The 16795-nt window shown below is 64.2% G+C and carries 13 protein-coding genes; 8 read left to right on the top strand and 5 right to left on the bottom strand.

What is annotated here, in order from left to right:
* The first annotated feature begins 53 nt into the window (after positions 1-53).
* The 3 genes from CDV46_RS09890 (at position 54) to CDV46_RS09880 (ending at position 2424) form a co-directional block, all read left to right on the top strand.
* The gene (locus CDV46_RS09890; protein ID WP_217896728.1) at positions 54-947 is read left to right on the top strand and encodes a LysR family transcriptional regulator; all 894 of its coding nucleotides are present in this window, start codon (positions 54-56) and stop codon (positions 945-947) included.
* Positions 948-1082: 135 nt separating this feature from the next.
* A complete protein-coding gene (locus tag CDV46_RS09885; RefSeq protein ID WP_064675125.1) occupies positions 1083-1850 on the top strand; it encodes an autoinducer binding domain-containing protein in 768 nt (255 codons plus the stop codon).
* 310 nt (positions 1851-2160) lie between these two features.
* Positions 2161-2424: a DUF4148 domain-containing protein gene (locus CDV46_RS09880; protein ID WP_087722449.1), complete on the top strand. Its 264-nt coding sequence runs from the start codon at positions 2161-2163 to the stop codon at positions 2422-2424.
* 261 nt (positions 2425-2685) lie between these two features.
* On the opposite strand, the gene CDV46_RS09875 is transcribed toward CDV46_RS09880, so the two are convergent.
* The 5 genes from CDV46_RS09875 to CDV46_RS09855 are packed head-to-tail and all read right to left on the bottom strand — an operon-like array spanning position 2686 to position 7893.
* Positions 2686-4191 carry an efflux transporter outer membrane subunit gene (locus CDV46_RS09875; RefSeq protein WP_087722721.1) on the bottom strand — a complete coding sequence of 502 codons (1506 nt, stop codon included), beginning with the start codon at positions 4189-4191 and terminating at the stop codon, positions 2686-2688.
* Between the two features lie 17 nt (positions 4192-4208).
* Positions 4209-5213, bottom strand: coding sequence for an efflux RND transporter periplasmic adaptor subunit (locus CDV46_RS09870; protein WP_087691483.1), 1005 nt, complete (start codon positions 5211-5213; stop codon positions 4209-4211).
* The gene (locus CDV46_RS09865; RefSeq protein WP_058375673.1) at positions 5210-5419 is read right to left on the bottom strand and encodes a DUF1656 domain-containing protein; all 210 of its coding nucleotides are present in this window, start codon (positions 5417-5419) and stop codon (positions 5210-5212) included. Before CDV46_RS09865 ends, CDV46_RS09870 begins: the two co-directional genes overlap by 4 nt.
* Entirely contained in the window at positions 5416-7416 is a 2001-nt protein-coding gene (locus CDV46_RS09860; RefSeq protein WP_087722448.1) for an FUSC family protein, read from the bottom strand. Before CDV46_RS09860 ends, CDV46_RS09865 begins: the two co-directional genes overlap by 4 nt.
* A gap of 3 nt (positions 7417-7419) precedes the next feature.
* Positions 7420-7893, bottom strand: coding sequence for a MarR family winged helix-turn-helix transcriptional regulator (locus CDV46_RS09855; protein ID WP_058375671.1), 474 nt, complete (start codon positions 7891-7893; stop codon positions 7420-7422).
* A 140-nt stretch (positions 7894-8033) separates the two neighbouring features.
* Between CDV46_RS09855 and CDV46_RS09850 the strand changes: the two genes are divergently transcribed.
* From CDV46_RS09850 to CDV46_RS09830, 5 genes are all read left to right on the top strand, one after another.
* Complete coding sequence (locus tag CDV46_RS09850; RefSeq protein ID WP_087691485.1) at positions 8034-9203, top strand: acyl-CoA dehydrogenase family protein; 1170 nt, start codon at positions 8034-8036, stop codon at positions 9201-9203.
* Positions 9204-9266: 63 nt separating this feature from the next.
* Positions 9267-10727, top strand: a complete 1461-nt coding sequence (locus CDV46_RS09845) for an MFS transporter (protein ID WP_254915988.1) — start codon at positions 9267-9269, stop codon at positions 10725-10727.
* A gap of 341 nt (positions 10728-11068) precedes the next feature.
* Positions 11069-13561: a nitrite reductase large subunit NirB gene (nirB, locus tag CDV46_RS09840; protein WP_087722447.1), complete on the top strand. Its 2493-nt coding sequence runs from the start codon at positions 11069-11071 to the stop codon at positions 13559-13561.
* A gap of 10 nt (positions 13562-13571) precedes the next feature.
* A complete protein-coding gene (nirD, locus tag CDV46_RS09835; RefSeq protein ID WP_087722446.1) occupies positions 13572-13952 on the top strand; it encodes a nitrite reductase small subunit NirD in 381 nt (126 codons plus the stop codon).
* Between the two features lie 43 nt (positions 13953-13995).
* Positions 13996-16773 (top strand): nitrate reductase, encoded by a 2778-nt coding sequence (locus tag CDV46_RS09830; protein ID WP_176399046.1) that lies wholly within the window; start codon positions 13996-13998, stop codon positions 16771-16773.
* The last annotated feature ends 22 nt before the right edge of the window (positions 16774-16795 follow it).

Genomic DNA, 16795 nt, shown 5'->3' with positions numbered 1-16795 from the left:
CATCTCTTGGTAAAGTCTTGGCATCTTATTCGATCCATAAGGAAAACTTTGAGATGCGCCGCCTGAATCTGGATCAACTTCATACCTTTGCCGAGGTCATCGAAGCCGGCAGTTTCTCCGCTGCCGCCGATCGCCTCGATCTCTCGCAACCGGCCGTCAGCCTTCAGGTGCGGCAACTGGAGCAGCGCCTGAACGTGCGCCTGATCGAGCGTGTGGGCAAGCGGCTCAAGCCGTCGTCGGCCGGACTGACATTGCTTGAACACGCGCGGCGTATCGATGCCGTCGTCGAAGAGGCTTTGCAGGCATTGTCCACACATGCCGAAGGTATCGCGGGAGAGGTCGCCATCGGCACGGGCGCCACCGCTTGCATTCACTTGCTGCCGCCCATGCTGCGAACGATGCGAAAGCGCCACCCGGCGCTCGACATTCGCGTGAGCACCGGCAACACCGATGATGTTTTAGCAGCCGTAACGGAGAACCGTCTCGACGTGGGGCTGGTGACGTTGCCCGCTGCCGGACGCAGCTTGCATATCACGCCGGTGTTGCGTGATGAGTTCGTCGCCATCGGTGCATCGGGCGCGCAAGACTGGCCTGAAGAAGTGACGCCGCATGCGCTGGCGGCGATGCCGATGGTGGCGTTCGAAACCGGCAGCAGCACACGGCTTTTGATCGATGAGTGGTTTTTGCAAGCGGGGTTGCGTGTGCGTCCGGTCATGGCGCTCGGCAGCATCGAGGCGATCAAGGAAATGGTCGCTGCGGGGCTCGGCTACAGCATCGTGCCGCGCATGGCCGTGAGCGCCGCGCACCATCGACGAGGCCTGCGCATTGCCGCGTTAACGCCGGAACTCTCGCGCACGCTGGCGATCGTCGTGCGGCAGGATAAACCGCTCGCGCCCGGTTTGCGCCGCGTGTTGCAAGCGCTGGAAGGTCTGGGCAGCGCGACATGATGTCGCATGTTAATAATTGGCAGTCCACGTCAATGGGGCGTGTTGTTTTACTGCTCAAAATAAACTATCCGCAAAATGCGAAGCTCGGACTACAATGCGCCAACATCGGCATCTAACAAGAAAGTGCAATTGGAAATGCATCACAATCTTTACCGATATGAGGGGCTCCTCAGCGCCCGCTCGGTCGAGGCGCTTGACGCAGAATTTCAGCAACTGACGCACGTACTGGGTTATCACGCGCTGTTCTATGCACCGTTGCTGCCGCGCCGCGAGCGCGAGGCGGCGGCGTTTCACGCGGGTGACGAGCGCATTACCGCCGAGGGCATGCCGAGCCGGCACATCTTCACGACGTTTCCGGGCGCGTGGATCGAGCGCTACCAAGTGGCCGGCTACGCGGAAGTCGATCCGGTGCTCATCGCCGCGAACCTGTCGCCGCTGCCGATTCTCTGGCGCTCGTTTCTCACACAGAAACGGCCACATCCGATTTTCGCGGATGCGCGTGAGCACGGGCTCGGCTGCGGTGTGACCGTGCCGCTGTACGGTGCGGCCGGCGAGCGTGCCATCTTCACTGCGGCAACTTCACAATCGCCGGACGAGTGCGCCGAACACGAAGCGCGCATGATGGGCGAGATTTATCTGGGCGCGTTGTATTTCCATCAGGCCGTGCAGCAACTCGACATGCAGTGGGTGGCCAGCCGCAGTGCGGGCAAATTGAGTCCGCGCGAGATCGAGAGTCTGCTGTGGGCGGCGCGCGGCAAGACGGCATGGGAAATCGGACTGATTCTGAAGATATCCGAGCACACCGTGACGTTCCACATCAATAACGCCAAGCGCAAACTGGGTGCCGTCAATCGGCATCAGGCCATTGCCGCAGCCATTAGCAGCGGATTAATTGCCCCCTGAATTCACGGGCGACGTTGATGCATCGCCCTGAATTCCCCTGTATTTCCCCGGAAACTTCGCCTTCCCATTCCCATGGGATGAAATGGCTCGATCTTCGAGAGATCGATGCCATCTGGCCGTCGCTTGTTCGCCATTCCGGCGCCATTTAGCGCGCAATTCGCCCCGATTTAACAGCTTTTGCGAAACAGTGTGTTGTCGCAATCGGGCTGGCTCATTGCTAGGGGAAAACTATAATTTACTCAGGACGAAAGCTGGCTCGCATGCGGTTTTCGCTCCCTGAGCGTCAAATTAACGATAAAAGGAGTTTTCCATGAAAATGAACCTGCTGACTGCCGTCGCGCTCGTTGGCTTTGCCATGGCCGCCGGTTCGGCATTTGCCGACCAGACGCAAACGGGTGGTGTGACGCGTGCGCATGTACGTGCCGAACTGCAAGCCGCGCGTGAACTCGGTCTCTCGCCGGTGACGGAATTCAACTTCCCTTACACCTACGAGCAGTCGATTCAACTGCAAAAACGTACGGCCGAAATTGAAGCCGCACAGCAAGGTGTCGCAACGCAACCGATGACCAACTAAGCACGCAAGCCTACGTTGTCAGTTTGACCCGCTGTTAGCTGCACCCGATTCGCCGACGGCCCGCCTGACCTTTGCGTCCCGCCCGCGCCGCGCGAATCAACCCGACGCCGTACCGCGTCACTTACCACAGCCCCGCCCGAGGATTCGTTCCCGACGGGGCTTGTGTGTTTCTGGGGCCCGGTGTTTGAGGCCGAGGCAAAGAGAAAGCGGATGTGTCTTGCGACGACATCCGCTTTTTTGCGTCCGGCTTTCCCGGTCGGCTCAGTTTGTCTTGACGACCGGTGCCTCGGGGGCGTTCTGCGAGCTTTCCGCCTTCTCGTGCTTTGCGTGCGATTCCGCCAGCGAAGTCGCATCGTTGGCGGCACTTGATTGCCAGCCACCGCCCAGGGCCAGAAACAGGTTGATCTGGTCCATGGCGACTTGTGTCTGCGAGGCGGCCAGTGCCGCTTCCGTGCTGGCGTGCGTGCGATCGGCGTCGAGACTCGTGAGGTACGGCGCGCGCCCGGCCTGATACAGCCTGCGGTTCTGATCCGCCGCGAGACTCGACTTGTCGCGGGCGTCGCGCAGGGCGTCGTCGCGTTCGAGTTCGTGGGTGTAGGCCGACAGGGACGTCTGCGTTTCCTGCAAGGCCTTGAGCACCACGCCGTCGAAGTGCGCGAGCGCAGCATCGGCGCCGGCTTCCATGCCCTTGATGTGGGCGCGCACGCCGTTGGTCGGCAGCGACCACGAGATCATCGGGCCCACGCTCCATTGTTCCGTACGGCCTTGCCCGAAGTGTTCGAGCATGCCGCTGGCACCCACCGACGCGCCGATACGGATGGTCGGATACAGGTCCGCCGTTGCCACGCCGATCTTGGCCGTGGCCGAGGCCAGCTCGCGCTCTGCCTGACGCACGTCGGGGCGGCGTTTGAGCAGCGCCGTACCGTCACCGACGGGCAGGGCCTGCTTGAGTTGCGGAATCTGACGGCACTCGGTCACCTTCGGATCGAGCGAGCCCGGCACCTTGCCGAGCATCACGGCGAGCCGGTACGTGGCGGCTTCGTGCTGCGCCTTGAAGTGGGGCAGGGCAGCGCGCAGCGTGTCGGCCTGCGACTGGGCGCGCAGCAGATCGGTCGGTTGATCGCGGCCGACGTCGACGAGCTTGCGCGTGATCGCCACGCTCTTTTCCTGCAACTTCAGTTGATCGTTGGCAATGTCGAACTCGTGATTGGCCGCGCAGCTTTGCACGTAGGCGCGCACGGTTTCGGCGGCCACGCTGACGCGGGCCACATCGAGCGCGGCGTGGCTGGCTTCGGCGGCGGCGAGCGCGGCTTCATCCGCACGGGCGAGTCTGCCGAAGAAGTCGATCTGATACGAAATCGACAGCGCTGCGGCGGCCAGATTGATCACCGGCAGCTTTTCTTCCTGAAGGAAGCTCTCGCCCGAAAGCTGCGCACGCGCCGCGTTGGCTTCGACGCCGCCTTGCGGCAGATTTTCCGATTCGACTTCGTGATACATCGCAATCGCGCGCTGCACGTTGGCCACGGCCACGCGCACGTTGGTGTTCGCGGCGAGGGCCTGCTTCACGAGCGCGTCGAGCTTCGGGCTGTCGTAGAGTTGCCACCAGTCGTCCGGCACCTCACCGATCGACACGGCACGCTGGTTGGCCGTCGCGATCGGGCCATTGGCTTGCGCCGAGCGCATCACCGAGTTCTCCGGCAGATGGTAGTCGGGACCGACGGTGGTGCAGCCCGCGACGAGTGCTGCGGCCGCAGCCACTGCACTCATCAAGATCAATCTGGTTTTCACTGCTGTGCTCCCTGAAGGGAACCTGTCGTGCGCGCGGCGGCAACGGTGGTGTGCGCAGCGCTGTCAGTGGCCTCGGCGGCCTTGGTGGACTTCGACGGATTGCCTTCTTTCGATCCTTCTTCCGATTTATGGCCCTGTGCTTCCACGACCGTCACGGTGGCGGTGCGGCCGGCGACGAGCCGCATGTCCTTGGGCACATCGTCGAGCGCGATGCGCACCGGAATGCGCTGGGCAAGACGCACCCAGTTGAACGTCGGGTTGACGTTCGGCAGCATCGACGCGCCGCTGGTACGGTCGCGGTCTTCGATGCCGGCGACGATGCTCTGCACATGACCGTGCAGCACGTGACGCTCACCCATCAGGCGCACTTCGACTTTGTCGCCGATGTGGATGCCGCGCATCTTCGTTTCTTCGAAATAACCTTCCACGTGCAGCGAATTCGCATCGACCATCGAGAGCACCGGACGGCCCGTGCTCACGTAGTCGCCCACGCGCGGCAGGCGATCGTTCAGATAGCCGTCGGCCGGTGCCAGCACGCGGGTGCGTTCGAGATTGAGCTTGGCGAGTTGCACGGCGGCATTGGCTTGCGCCACCGCAGCTTCACCTGACTCGACCTTGGCCTGACCGGCTTCGACGACTTCCTTCGCGACGACTTCGGTCAGTTGATGATTGCGGGCGTTTTCGCGGCGCGATTGCGCCAGCGTGGCGCGCAGTGCGGCGGCGTTGGCTTCGGCCTGTTGCAGCGCCAGCGTGTAGCGGTCGCGGTCGATCACGAACAGCAGGTCGCCGCGATGCACGGGCTGGTTGTCCTTGACCTCGACATCGGTGATGAGGCCGGAGACGTCGGGCGCCACCTGCACGATGTCGGCGCGAATGCGGCCGTCGCGGGTCCACGGGGCGACGGTGTAGTAGTCCCACAGATGCAGGAGAACAAAGACCGCAACGACCGAGACGGCGAGCGTCAGGATGACGGGCCCAAGGGAGCGAAGTTTCAGTTTCATGATTGGCAGGCGCGCACGATAGCGACAATGCCGCCCAGCGCAATGATGTACACAGCAAGGTTGAATAACGAACGGTGCCAGACCAGCTTGTAAAAGCCGGTGCGCGCAAGCACGAAGCGCAGCGCACCTGTCAGCACGAAGGCCACGATCATCAGGGCCAGCAGCATCGGCACGAATACGCCGTAGATGTCGATCTCTCCGCTCATTGGGCACTCTCAGGTCGTGTGGCCGGGAACAGCGCAATGTGGATATCCATGAGCGAGGCGCGCGCACTGCGCGAGGCCTGATCGCTATGGGCAACCAACGAGCGCACAGCGCCCAGCAGTTTGTCGTGCAGCGTGGTGTCGGGCTGGCTCACTTGTTCGTCGAGTCGCGACTGATAAAAGCGCGCCACGTCGGTGAGCACGGCCTGTACGGCATCGCGCTGCGAGGAATTCAGATGCGGCAGCTCTCGCTGCAACGCCAGCGCCGAGAGTTCGACGCGCACTTCGGTAAAGCCGTCGCTCGACGTCTCGCTCTCGCTGGCGGCGAGTCGCGGCACCAGTTGACCGAGCCGGTCGAGCAGGCGCGCACGCAGGCGGCCGTGTTCGGCCACCGAGCGGCCGACGGCGTTCTTCGCAATGTCGCGCCAGCTCGAATGAATCAGCCGCCGCATCGCCACGCGTGTGCCGAACGGGCGCGTCTGCAAGGTCCAGAGCAGCGCGAACAGCACGCCGGCAAGGCCCGCGATGTTGCTGTTGAAGAACGCCGAGAAGTCGGCGCTGTAGCCGCCCTGAATGCCGACGAAGCTCGCCGTGTTCACGGCAACGAGCATCGCGACCATCGTGAAGCGCGGCTGCGGGATGAACGTGCCGAGCAAGAGATACGGCACGGCAAACATCGCCACCAGCAGACCGAAGTCGTGCGCATTCGTCAGGATGAAGAACACGTACACGGCAGCGAAGACCACGCACACGGCCGTCGCCCAGAAGAATGAGCGGATGAACGGGGCGGGCTCATCCATCGCCGCGAAGAAGCAGCAAGCCACGGCACCGAGCGAGACGCCGGCGGCGCCGTCGTTCCAGCCCGTATAGATCCACGCCATGCCCATCAGGAACGTGCACAACGCTGCCGACACCGTCGAGAACAGCAGCAAGCCGTGGTCGTAGTGGCGGGCACCGCCCAGTTCCCAATACGGAAACGCCGGTTTCCACTCGGGCGCCTCGTCGGTCTGACCGAAACGGCGTTGCAGCGACACGCAGTCCTGCCACAACTGCACGAGCGAGCGCAGGCGGTCTTCGGTCGCCGAGACGAGCGCGGCATACCAGTCGGAGGCCTCGCCGGGCAACGCCGCAGGCTTGAGCAGATGCGCCGGTGCCGGTGACGGTGCGCCCTGACGCAGCCATGCGACCACGTCGGCCATCTTGGCTTCGAGCGCCTCAGGGGCACCCTGCGGGTGCTGGCGAAGCGTCTGCACCAGCGATGCGACGGTCGAGAGCACCGGCATCATCATCGTCATGCGCCCGCGCAGTTCTTGCGCATCGCGCACGCGCGCCGAGGTATCGGCGTCGTACGAGAGCTGGCTGATCAACTGATCGAGCGCCAGAATGTCGGCCGCCATCCGGTGGCGGCTCATGTGGCGCGAGGCCTTGCCGTCGGGGTCGGCCGAGAGCATGTCCATGGTCCAGCGCGCGGCATCGACCAGCCAGCGGCCCGAGCGGTCATGCAATACCTTCGCCACACTGGTGGGCAAGATGACCGCGCCGACGACGCTCGCACAGACGATGCCGAGAATGATCTCTTCCGAGCGCGCCACGGCGATGTCGAAGATACCGTCGGGCGTCCCCACCGCAGGCAGGGCGATGAGCGGCAGCGTGTACGACGCGAGCAAAAACACATAGCTGCGCGGCGAGCGATGGAGCAACGAAATATAGAGCAGCGTGCCGGTCCAAAGGCCGACGGCTGCCATCAGCAATTCAGGCGTATTGACCAGCGCGGGAACGAAGACGATCGACGCGGCTGCGCCGAGCAGTGTGCCCAGCACCCGGTACAGGGCCTTGGAGCGCGTGGCGCCCGTGAGCGGATGCGACACGATGTAGACCGTGGCCATCGCCCAGTAGGGGCGGGGCAGGCCGAGCGCGAGCGCGATGTAGAGCGCCAGCATCGAGGCGACAAACGCCTTGATCGAGAAAATCCAGTCGCGTGAGGATGGCCAATTGAACACGGTTTACTTCTTGGGGGGCACCATCGCGAGAATGGTCGCATCGGGACCCGTCGCGCTGGAGAGGATTTCGAACACGCGCAACACCGCTTCGAAATCCTCGCGGGGCACGTTGGCGAAAACCTTCGCGCGCAACTGGCTGAGTTCGATTTCGAGCTTTTCGGCGAGCGCTTCGCCGGCCTCCGTCAGCCGCAGCGCGTTGGCGCGCCGGTCGCTGGCATCGACTTCGCGCAGCACGAGCCCGGCCGCGCACAACTGATCGAGCAGCCGTACCAGCGAGGCGCCTTCGAGCCCGACATATTCGGCGAGCTCGACCTGACGCACACCCTGGCCAAGACGGCGGATGAACAGCAGCGGCCCGGCGCTGGCGGCAGAAATGCCGTACTCGACGATTGCGCTTTGCGATAACTGGCGCCACTGCTTACCGGCCAGCAACAGGTGGCTGGTGAAAGCGAAGCGGAGCGATTCTAGGGAGGTCATGGAGAAAGATTATATGTTAACTAATAATTAGGATGCTAGTTAATATGGTATTGCTTCAGACGAAGGAATGCCATCGCCCACACCCGTGGGTAAGATACAGACACTAAAATGGCGCCACAGGCACTCAGGAAACACGGCTTATGACATCGAAAGGACTGGATAGCGAATCGTTCGCGCTGCTGCTCGCGACCGTGCAACGTTTTATTCGCGAGCGGCTCGTGCCCGCCGAGAACGACGTCGAAGAACACGACGAAGTGCCTGCCGCACTGGTCGAGGACATGAAGGCCATGGGCCTCTTCGGCCTGTCGATTCCCGAGGAATACGGCGGCATCGGCCTGTCGATGGCACAGGAAGTGCGCGTGGCCTACGAGTTCGGTCAGACGTCGCTGGCGTTTCGCTCGGTCTTCGGCACCAACGTCGGCATCGGCTCGCAAGGCATTCTGATGGACGGTACCGAAGCGCAGAAAAGCGACCTGCTGCCGCGCGTGGCGAGTGGCGAACTGGTCATGTCGTTCGCGCTGACAGAACCCGATGCCGGCTCCGATCCCGCCGCACTCAAGACGCGCGCTGTGCTCGACGGCGACGCCTATGTCATCGACGGCGTGAAGCGCTTTATCACCAACGCGCCGCGCGCCGGAGCGTTCACGTTGATGGCGCGCACGGGCGGCGAGGGGGCGGGCGGCATCTCGGCTTTCATCGTGCCGGCCGATACGCCGGGGCTCTCGCTCGGCAAGCCCGACAAGAAGATGGGCCAGCGCGGCACGAAGACCTGCGACGTGGTGCTCGATGGCGTGCGCGTGCCAGCAGCCAATATCATCGGCGGCGAGGCAGGCAAGGGCTTCAAGACGGCCATGAAGGTGCTCGATCGCGGCCGCCTGCATGTGGCGGCGCTCTCCTGCGGCATGGCGCAGCGCATTCTCAATGAGGCGGTGGCGTATGCGCGCGAGCGCAAGCAGTTCGGTCAGCGCATCGGTGACTTCCAACTGGTGCAGGCCATGCTGGCCGACAGTCAGGCCGAGCTTTATGCCGGCTGGTCGATGGTGCAGGACTGTGCGAATCGATACGACGCGAAACCGGCCGGCAAGCGCGACGCCGAGGTGAGCATGCTGGCGTCGTGCGCCAAGCTGTTCTGTACCGAGATGGTCGGGCGCGTGGCCGATCGCGGCGTGCAGGTGCATGGCGGCGCGGGCTACATCAACGAGTACAAGGTCGAGCGCTTCTATCGCGACGTGCGCCTGCTGCGCCTTTACGAAGGCACGACGCAGATTCAGCAACTGATTATCGGCCGCGCGTTGATGCAGGACGATTGACGTTTCAGGCGGCATTCGCCCTGATACACTCGCTGGCGTTCGCTGCCCCCAAGAGCTGCCGTCGTGTCCGACCCGTCATCGCAAGGCCCGCAATCGCCATCAACATCCCAGCCGCCGGCACCATCCGCCCGGACGGTGTCGCAAACGGCCTTGCCGTTGCTCGTCGCGTCGACCTTCTTCATGGAGAACCTCGACGCGACGATTATCACCACGTCGCTGCCCGCCATGGCGCACGACTTCGGCGTTGCCCCTTCCTCGCTTTCCATCGGCTTGTCGGCCTATCTGGTCGCACTGGCCGCGTTTATTCCGGCGAGCGGATGGCTGGCTGACCGGCTCGGACCGCGCCGCGTGTTTCCGTCGGCGATTGCCTTGTTCACGCTCGCCTCGGTGCTGTGCGCGATGAGCACCAGCCTCGACATGTTCACCGTGTGCCGTGTGTTGCAAGGGCTGGCGGGCGCGATGATGGTGCCCGTCGGACGGCTCGTCGTGTTGCGCAACACCCCCAAACCGGCGCTCGTTCGCGCCATCGCCACCATCACATGGCCCGGGCTCGCCGCGCCGGTGCTCGGGCCTGCGTTGGGCGGTTTCATCTCGTCGACGTGGAGCTGGCACTGGATCTTTCTTATCAACGTGCCGCTGGGTATCGCTGCGTTTGCGGCGGCCTTGTGGCTGGTGAAGCCGTCGCCGGGGCAGCGTAAGCCGTTCGACTTCGCGGGCTTCGTCGCGAGCGGGGTCGGCGCGAGTGCGCTGATGTTCGGCGTGGAACTGGCCAGCCGCACACCGGCGGACTGGCCGATGGTGATCGGTTGTCTCGTCGTGGGCGGTGTCGCCATGGTGTGGTCGGTGCGGCACTTCCTTCGCACGCCGCATCCGCTGATCAATCTGGGCGCGATTCGGGTGCAGACGTTCGCGGTGGTGGTCTGGGGTGGCTCGCTGTTCCGGATTGCCATCGGCAGCGCGCCGTTTCTGCTGCCGCTCATGTTCCAGTTGGCGTTCGGCATGAGTGCGGTGACGTCGGGGCTGCTGATGCTGGCGCTGTTCGCGGGCAACCTTGGCATCAAGCCTGCTACGACGCCGATCATGCGGCGCTTCGGTTTTCGCGGGGTGTTGCTCGGTAATGGCGTGCTCGTGGCGATCGGCTTCGCGTTGTGTGCGCTGCTCACGGCAACCACGCCGCTCTGGATCAGTGCGCTTGTGCTGCTCTTCGGCGGTATCTGCCGTTCGGTGCAGTTCACGACGTTGGCGACCATGGGTTTTGCCGACGTACCGCCCGAGGACATGAGCGGGGCATCGACCCTCTTCTCGGCGTTGCAGCAGATGACCTCGGGGCTGGGCATCGCGCTCGGTGCGCTGGTGCTCAAGATGACCGAAGTGGCCGGCGCCACGCCCTACAGCGCGGCAAGTTTCCGGTGGACGTTTGTCGTGATGGGCGGTCTGGCGTTGCTCGGCCTGATCGATGGCGCACGCCTCCCGGCAGATGCCGGCGCGCAAGTCAGCGGACATTCACCCCGCACCGCTCGCTGATCAAGGCGTGCAGCATCATGGTTCGCCCGCGTCATCGTGGTGCGGGCGAACCGGGTTGTGCACTGCTGCGGTGCAGCATGTTGCCCCTGCCTCTTGCCTCGCTCCCTCTGTTCTTCCTCCCCTCCTGCCTTATCCGGCAACGCTTTGCCGATGACCGCACCCTCGCTGGCATGCTTGTTGCGTAGTGACTAACGCTAGCGGCAAAGGCGTCGCGAGCATTGATACCGGTGCGACGTCAGGGGCAAGCCTGCGTTGCACCCAACGGACAACGGCGTCCCTCCGTGCTGCGGCACGGACGGACGCCGTTTTGTTTTTCGGGCGCTGCCACAGGAGCTGTCAACATGCGCAAACCTCGTCTGGTCGTCATCGGCAATGGCATGGCCGGTATCCGCACGCTCGAGGAGCTGCTGGAGATCGCGCCGAATCAATACGACATCACCGTGTTCGGGGCGGAGCCGCATCCGAACTACAACCGCATCCTGCTCTCGCCGGTGCTCGCGGGCGAACAGGCGTTCGCCGACATCGTGCTCAACCCGCTCGATTGGTATGCCGGGAAGGGCATCACGCTGCACTTGGGCAAAGAGGTCACGCAAATCGACCGCCCGCGCCGCGTCGTGCGCTGTGCCGACGGCAGCGAAGCGCCTTACGATCGCCTGCTGATCGCGACCGGATCGAGCCCGTTCATCCTGCCGGTGCCGGGCAAGGATCTCGATGGCGTGATCAGTTATCGCGACATTCGCGATACCGAAACCATGATCGAGACCGCACGCGTCAAGCGTCACGCGGTGGTCATCGGCGGCGGCCTGCTCGGTCTGGAAGCGGCCAACGGTCTGAAGCTGCGCGGCATGGAGGTCACGGTGGTGCATCTGGCCGAGACGTTGCTTGAGCGCCAGCTCGATGCCACGGCGGGCAAGCTGTTGCAGCAGTCGCTGGAAGAACGCGGCCTGACGTTCCGGCTGTCGCATCAGACGGCAGCAATTCTCGGCGACGGTGAAGACGGCACGGCCGGTGCTGTGCGCGCCGTGCGCTTTGCCAATGGGGAAGAGATCGCGGCCGATCTGGTGGTGATGGCCGCCGGCATTCGCCCGAACACGACGCTCGCTGAAGCGGCGGGCTTGTACTGCTCGCGCGGCATTGTCGTCTCCGACACGCTCCAGACTTACGACCCGCGCATCTACGCGGTCGGCGAATGTGTGAGTCATCGCGGCGTGGCCTACGGTCTCGTCGCGCCGCTGTTCGAACAGGCCAAGGTCTGCGCGAATCACCTTGCGTTGATGGGCATCGGCAGCTATCGCGGCTCGGTGCTCTCGACCAAGCTCAAGGTCACCGGCATCGATCTGTTTTCCGCAGGCGATTTTCTGGGTGGGGACGGCACCGAAGAAATCGTGTTGTCCGACCCGGCCGGTGGCGTCTACAAGAAGCTCGTGATTCGTGACGACAAGCTCGTCGGGGCCTGCCTCTACGGCGACACCGCCGACGGTGCGTGGTACTTCAAGCTGCTGCGCGAAGGTCGCGCGCTGGGTGAGTTGCGCAATAGCATCATGTTCGGCGAATCGAGCGTGGGCGACGTCGGCACACAAGGGCAAAGCCGCGCGGCAGGCATGGCCGATACGGATGAGGTGTGTGGCTGCAACGGCGTGTGCAAGGGCACCATCGTCAAGGCCATCACCGAGAAGGGGCTGTTCACGCTCGACGACGTGAAGAAGCACACGAAGGCCGCCAGCTCCTGCGGCTCGTGCGCCGGATTGTGCGAGCAGATTCTGATGAGCACGCTGGGCTCGACCTACGACGCCGCACCCAAAGAAAAGGCGATCTGCGGCTGCACCGACCTGTCGCATGCCGACGTGCGTCGTGCCGTGCGCGAGCATCGGCTGACGTCGCATCGGGCAGCCTACGACTTTCTCGAGTGGCGCACGCCCAACGGTTGTGCGACCTGCCGTCCGGCGCTGAACTACTACATGCTCAGCACGTGGCCCAAGGAGGCCGTTGACGATCCGCAAAGCCGCTTCGTCAACGAGCGTGTGCACGCCAACATTCAGAAAGACAACACGTTCTCGGTCGTGCCGCAGATGAAGGGCGGCGTGACGAACGCAAGCGAACTGCGTCGCATCGCGGACGTCGCGGACAAGTACCAGATTCCGATGGTCAAGGTCACGGGTGGGCAGCGTATCGACTTGCTCGGCGTGAAGAAGGAAGACCTCGTGAGTGTGTGGCGCGATCTGGGCATGCCGTCGGGACACGCCTACGGCAAGTCGATCCGCACCGTGAAGACTTGTGTGGGCAGCGAGTTCTGCCGCTTCGGCACGCAGAACAGCACGCAGATGGGTATCGATCTGGAGACCATGCTCGCCAACATGTGGTCGCCGCACAAGGTGAAGCTGGCCGTGTCGGGGTGTCCGCGAAACTGCGCCGAGGCGGGTATCAAGGACGTGGGTGTGATCGCCGTCGACTCGGGCTGGGAACTGTATGTGGGCGGCAATGGTGGCATCAAGACGGAAGTCGCCGAGTTTCTTGTCAAGGTGAAGACGGCCGAAGAGGTCAAGGAATACACCGGCGCTTTTCTTCAGTTGTATCGCGAAGAAGCCTATTACCTCGATCGCACGGTGCACTACCTCGCGCGCGTGGGACTCGATTACGTGAAGCAACGCGTAGTGCACGACGCGGCGAACCGTCGCGCGCTGTATGAACGGTTGCTCTATGCACTCGACGGTCTGCCCGACCCGTGGCAAGCGCGTATCGACGGCAAGCAGGCGAATGAGTATGTGCCGCTCAAGCCGGTCATTCCCATCACACCGGTCGCCGTGAAATCTGCGGCTGCCCCCGCCACCGCCTGAGGACGACGCCATGGAAATGTCTCAACCTATCTGGCTGCATGTGTGCGACATCAACGCGATTCCGCGTCTGGGCACGCGTGTGTTGCCGCATCCCGACGGCAACATTGCGCTGTTTCGCACCGAGAGCGACAAGGTTTTCGCGCTGCGCGACCAGTGTCCGCACAAGGGCGGCGCGCTCTCGCAGGGCATTGTTCACGGCGAGCGTGTCACCTGCCCGCTGCACGCGTGGAACATCGATCTCGCGACGGGGCAGGCCTGCGCGCCCGATGTGGGCTGCGCCGAGCGCTTCGCCGTGCGGCTCGACGGCAGCGACGTGTTGTTGTCGTTCGACAAGACGAGCGACAAGACAGTCCACGCGCCAGCGGATGCCGACGTGTCGGCCACCGTCTGAACACTACAGGGCACTCGACATCATGTCCGCGCCGGAGTCTGTCATGAATCTGCTGACCCCAGCCTCCCCATCGGTGGCGGCACCTGCCGTGACGACGGTCACGAAGACGACCTGCTGCTACTGCGGCGTGGGCTGCGGCATGCTGGTCGAAAACGATGGTGAGCGCATTGTCGGCGTGCAGGGCGACCCGGCACACCCGGCCAACTACGGACGCCTGTGCAGCAAGGGCATGACGCTGCCGCTCACCGCGCAGTCGCTGGCCGGGCGCGTGCTCATGCCCGAGCTGCGCACGGCGCGCGACGCGGTACGTGTTCCCGCCACTTGGGACGACGCGCTCGGCACGGTCGCGTCGCGCTTCGCCGACATCATCCGCGAGCATGGGCCCGATGCCGTGGCGTTCTACGTGTCGGGGCAGTTGCTCACCGAGGACTATTACGTCTTCAACAAGCTCGCGAAAGGGCTGGTGCGCACCAACAACATCGATACGAACTCGCGGCTGTGCATGTCGAGCGCCGTGAGCGCGTACAAGATGGCGCTCGGTGCCGATGGCCCGCCCACGTGCTACGAGGATCTCGAAGCGGCAAAAACGGTGATCTTCGCGGGCAGCAATATGGCGTATGCGCATCCGGTGCTGTTTCGCCGGCTGGAGGCGGCCCGGGCGGCCGATCCGTCGATTCGCTGGATCGTGATCGACCCGCGCCGCACCGATACCGCTGCGATGGCGGACCTGCATCTGCCCATCGTGCCCGGCACCGACGTGGCGTTGTTCCACGGCATGCTGCATCACCTGATCTGGGAAGGGCGCATCGACCGCCGCTACATCGATGCGCACACCGAGGGGTTCGATGCACTCAAGCAAATCCTGCGCGCCTATCCGCCGCAGCTCGTCGCGGATGTGTGTGGCATCGAGGAATCTGCACTGCGTCAGGCGGCGGACTGGTTCGGCGAAAGCCCGGCGGCGCTGTCGCTGTATTGCATGGGCCTGAATCAGTCGAGCCACGGCACGGAAAAGAATCTGGCGTTGATTCATCTGCATCTGGCGACGGGTCAGATCGGGCGTGCGGGTGCGGGCCCGTTCTCGCTCACCGGGCAACCCAATGCCATGGGCGGTCGCGAAGTCGGCGGGCTGGCAACCATGCTCGCCGCACATCGCGACATCGGCAATGCGGCCCATCGTGCGGAAGTCGAACAGTTGTGGGGCATGCAGGGGCTGTCCGATCGCCCCGGTCTGCCAGCCGTCGAGATGTTCGACGCCGTGCGCGACGGGCGCGTCAAAGCCATCTGGATCGCCTGCACGAACCCCGTGCATTCGATGCCCGACAGCGCACGGGTGCGCGAAGCGCTCGATGCCGCAGAGTTTGTCGTGGTGCAGGAGGCCTTCCATCAGACCGACACCGTGCCTTACGCCGACGTGCTGCTGCCCGCTACCAGTTGGGGCGAAAAGGCGGGCACGGTGACCAACTCCGAGCGGCGTATCTCGCGCGTGCGTGCGGCGGTCGATGCGCCGGGGGCGGCACGCGCCGACTGGTGGATTGCGAGCGAAGTCGCGCGTCGTCTTGCGCCGAAGCTCGACATGCCGGTCGAGCGGTTTGTCTTCGATTCGACAGAAGCGGTTTTCAACGAGCATCGCGCACTGACGCTCGGCCGCGATCTCGATATCGGTGGCATTGACTACGCGAAGCTCGAACAACAGGGGCCGCAGCAATGGCCGTTTCCGGCCGGTGCGACGCAAGGGCAGGCGCGTCGCTACGAAGACGGCGTCTTTGCCACGAGCGATGGCCGTGCGCGCTTCCATGCGTTCGAGTACCAGCCGGTGGCCGAGCCGATCAATGCGCGTCATCCGTTCCGGTTGATTACCGGGCGGCTGCGTGACCAGTGGCACGGCATGAGCCGCACGGGCCGCGTCGGGCAATTGTTCGAACATGCGCCGGAGCCCACGCTGACGATGCATCCGACCGACGCCACCCGGCGCAGCTTGCGCGCGGGCGACTTCGTACGGCTGTCCAGCCGTCGCGGCGAGCGCGTGCTGATGCTTGCCGTGAGCGACGACGTGGCGTCGGGCACGGTCTTTGTGCCGATGCATTGGAGCGGCCAGTTTCTCGGCGGCGGCGGTGTCAACGACACGACGACGGGCGCTGTCGACAAGTATTCGAAACAGCCTGAATTGAAGCATGCGGCCGTGCGGGTCGATCCGATGACGTTGCCGTGGCGTGTGTCGGCGGTGCGTCGTGGCGACGCGCTGCAACTGCACGCGGCGGTGCAGCCGTTGCTGGCCGAGCGGCGCTTCGCGACGGTGCGTCTGGAAGGCGAGGACCGCTTGGTGGTCTGCGCCGCAGACGATCAGGCGGATGCCGACTGGCTTGAGCGGCTGCATACCGCGCTGGGGCTGCCGCGAGACGAGGCGTTGCTCGAATACCGCGACGCGCGCCGTGCCATGACGAAGCGGGTGGCATGGCGAGACGCCGTGATCGAGGGCGTGCTCGTCGCCGGGAGCGAAGCGGATGTGGCGGGATCGGCGTCGTTGCTCGCGCGGGTGCGCGAGGGCACGCCGTGGACACGGGCGCGTCACGCCGTGTTTGTGGCCGACAGCGCCGCGACGGCCGGTGCCGCGCGCGACCGCACGGTGTGTCAGTGCAAGCAGATCAAGGCGTCGAGCATCGCTGCGGCGATTGCGACGGGCGCAGACGTATCAAAACTTAAGGCGACGCTCAGCTGCGGCACGGTCTGTGGATCATGCGTGCCGGAGTTGCAGCGCATGTGTGTGGCATCGAAGGCGTCGTCGTTCGCACCGGAACCCTCGGCCACGGCCGGGGCAGTGTGATCGACATGACATCGACATGACG

The sequence above is a fragment of the Pandoraea sp. PE-S2T-3 genome (assembly GCF_002179965.1).
GTDB lineage: Bacteria > Pseudomonadota > Gammaproteobacteria > Burkholderiales > Burkholderiaceae > Pandoraea.
The sequence above is the reverse complement of the archived record's forward strand: the minus strand, read 5'-3'. Positions and strand labels throughout refer to the sequence as shown.

Bases quoted from the DNA above. Each gene is read 5' to 3' on its own strand.
- CDV46_RS09890 (WP_217896728.1), top strand. From the start codon at position 54: ATGCGCCGCCTGAATCTGGATCAACTTCATACCTTTGCCGAGGTCATC.
- CDV46_RS09885 (WP_064675125.1), top strand. From the start codon at position 1,083: ATGCATCACAATCTTTACCGATATGAGGGGCTCCTCAGCGCCCGCTCG.
- CDV46_RS09880 (WP_087722449.1), top strand. From the start codon at position 2,161: ATGAAAATGAACCTGCTGACTGCCGTCGCGCTCGTTGGCTTTGCCATG.
- CDV46_RS09875 (WP_087722721.1), bottom strand. From the start codon at position 4,191: ATGAGTGCAGTGGCTGCGGCCGCAGCACTCGTCGCGGGCTGCACCACC.
- CDV46_RS09870 (WP_087691483.1), bottom strand. From the start codon at position 5,213: ATGAAACTGAAACTTCGCTCCCTTGGGCCCGTCATCCTGACGCTCGCC.
- CDV46_RS09865 (WP_058375673.1), bottom strand. From the start codon at position 5,419: ATGAGCGGAGAGATCGACATCTACGGCGTATTCGTGCCGATGCTGCTG.
- CDV46_RS09855 (WP_058375671.1), bottom strand. From the start codon at position 7,893: ATGACCTCCCTAGAATCGCTCCGCTTCGCTTTCACCAGCCACCTGTTG.
- CDV46_RS09850 (WP_087691485.1), top strand. From the start codon at position 8,034: ATGACATCGAAAGGACTGGATAGCGAATCGTTCGCGCTGCTGCTCGCG.
- nirB (WP_087722447.1), top strand. From the start codon at position 11,069: ATGCGCAAACCTCGTCTGGTCGTCATCGGCAATGGCATGGCCGGTATC.
- nirD (WP_087722446.1), top strand. From the start codon at position 13,572: ATGGAAATGTCTCAACCTATCTGGCTGCATGTGTGCGACATCAACGCG.
- CDV46_RS09830 (WP_176399046.1), top strand. From the start codon at position 13,996: ATGAATCTGCTGACCCCAGCCTCCCCATCGGTGGCGGCACCTGCCGTG.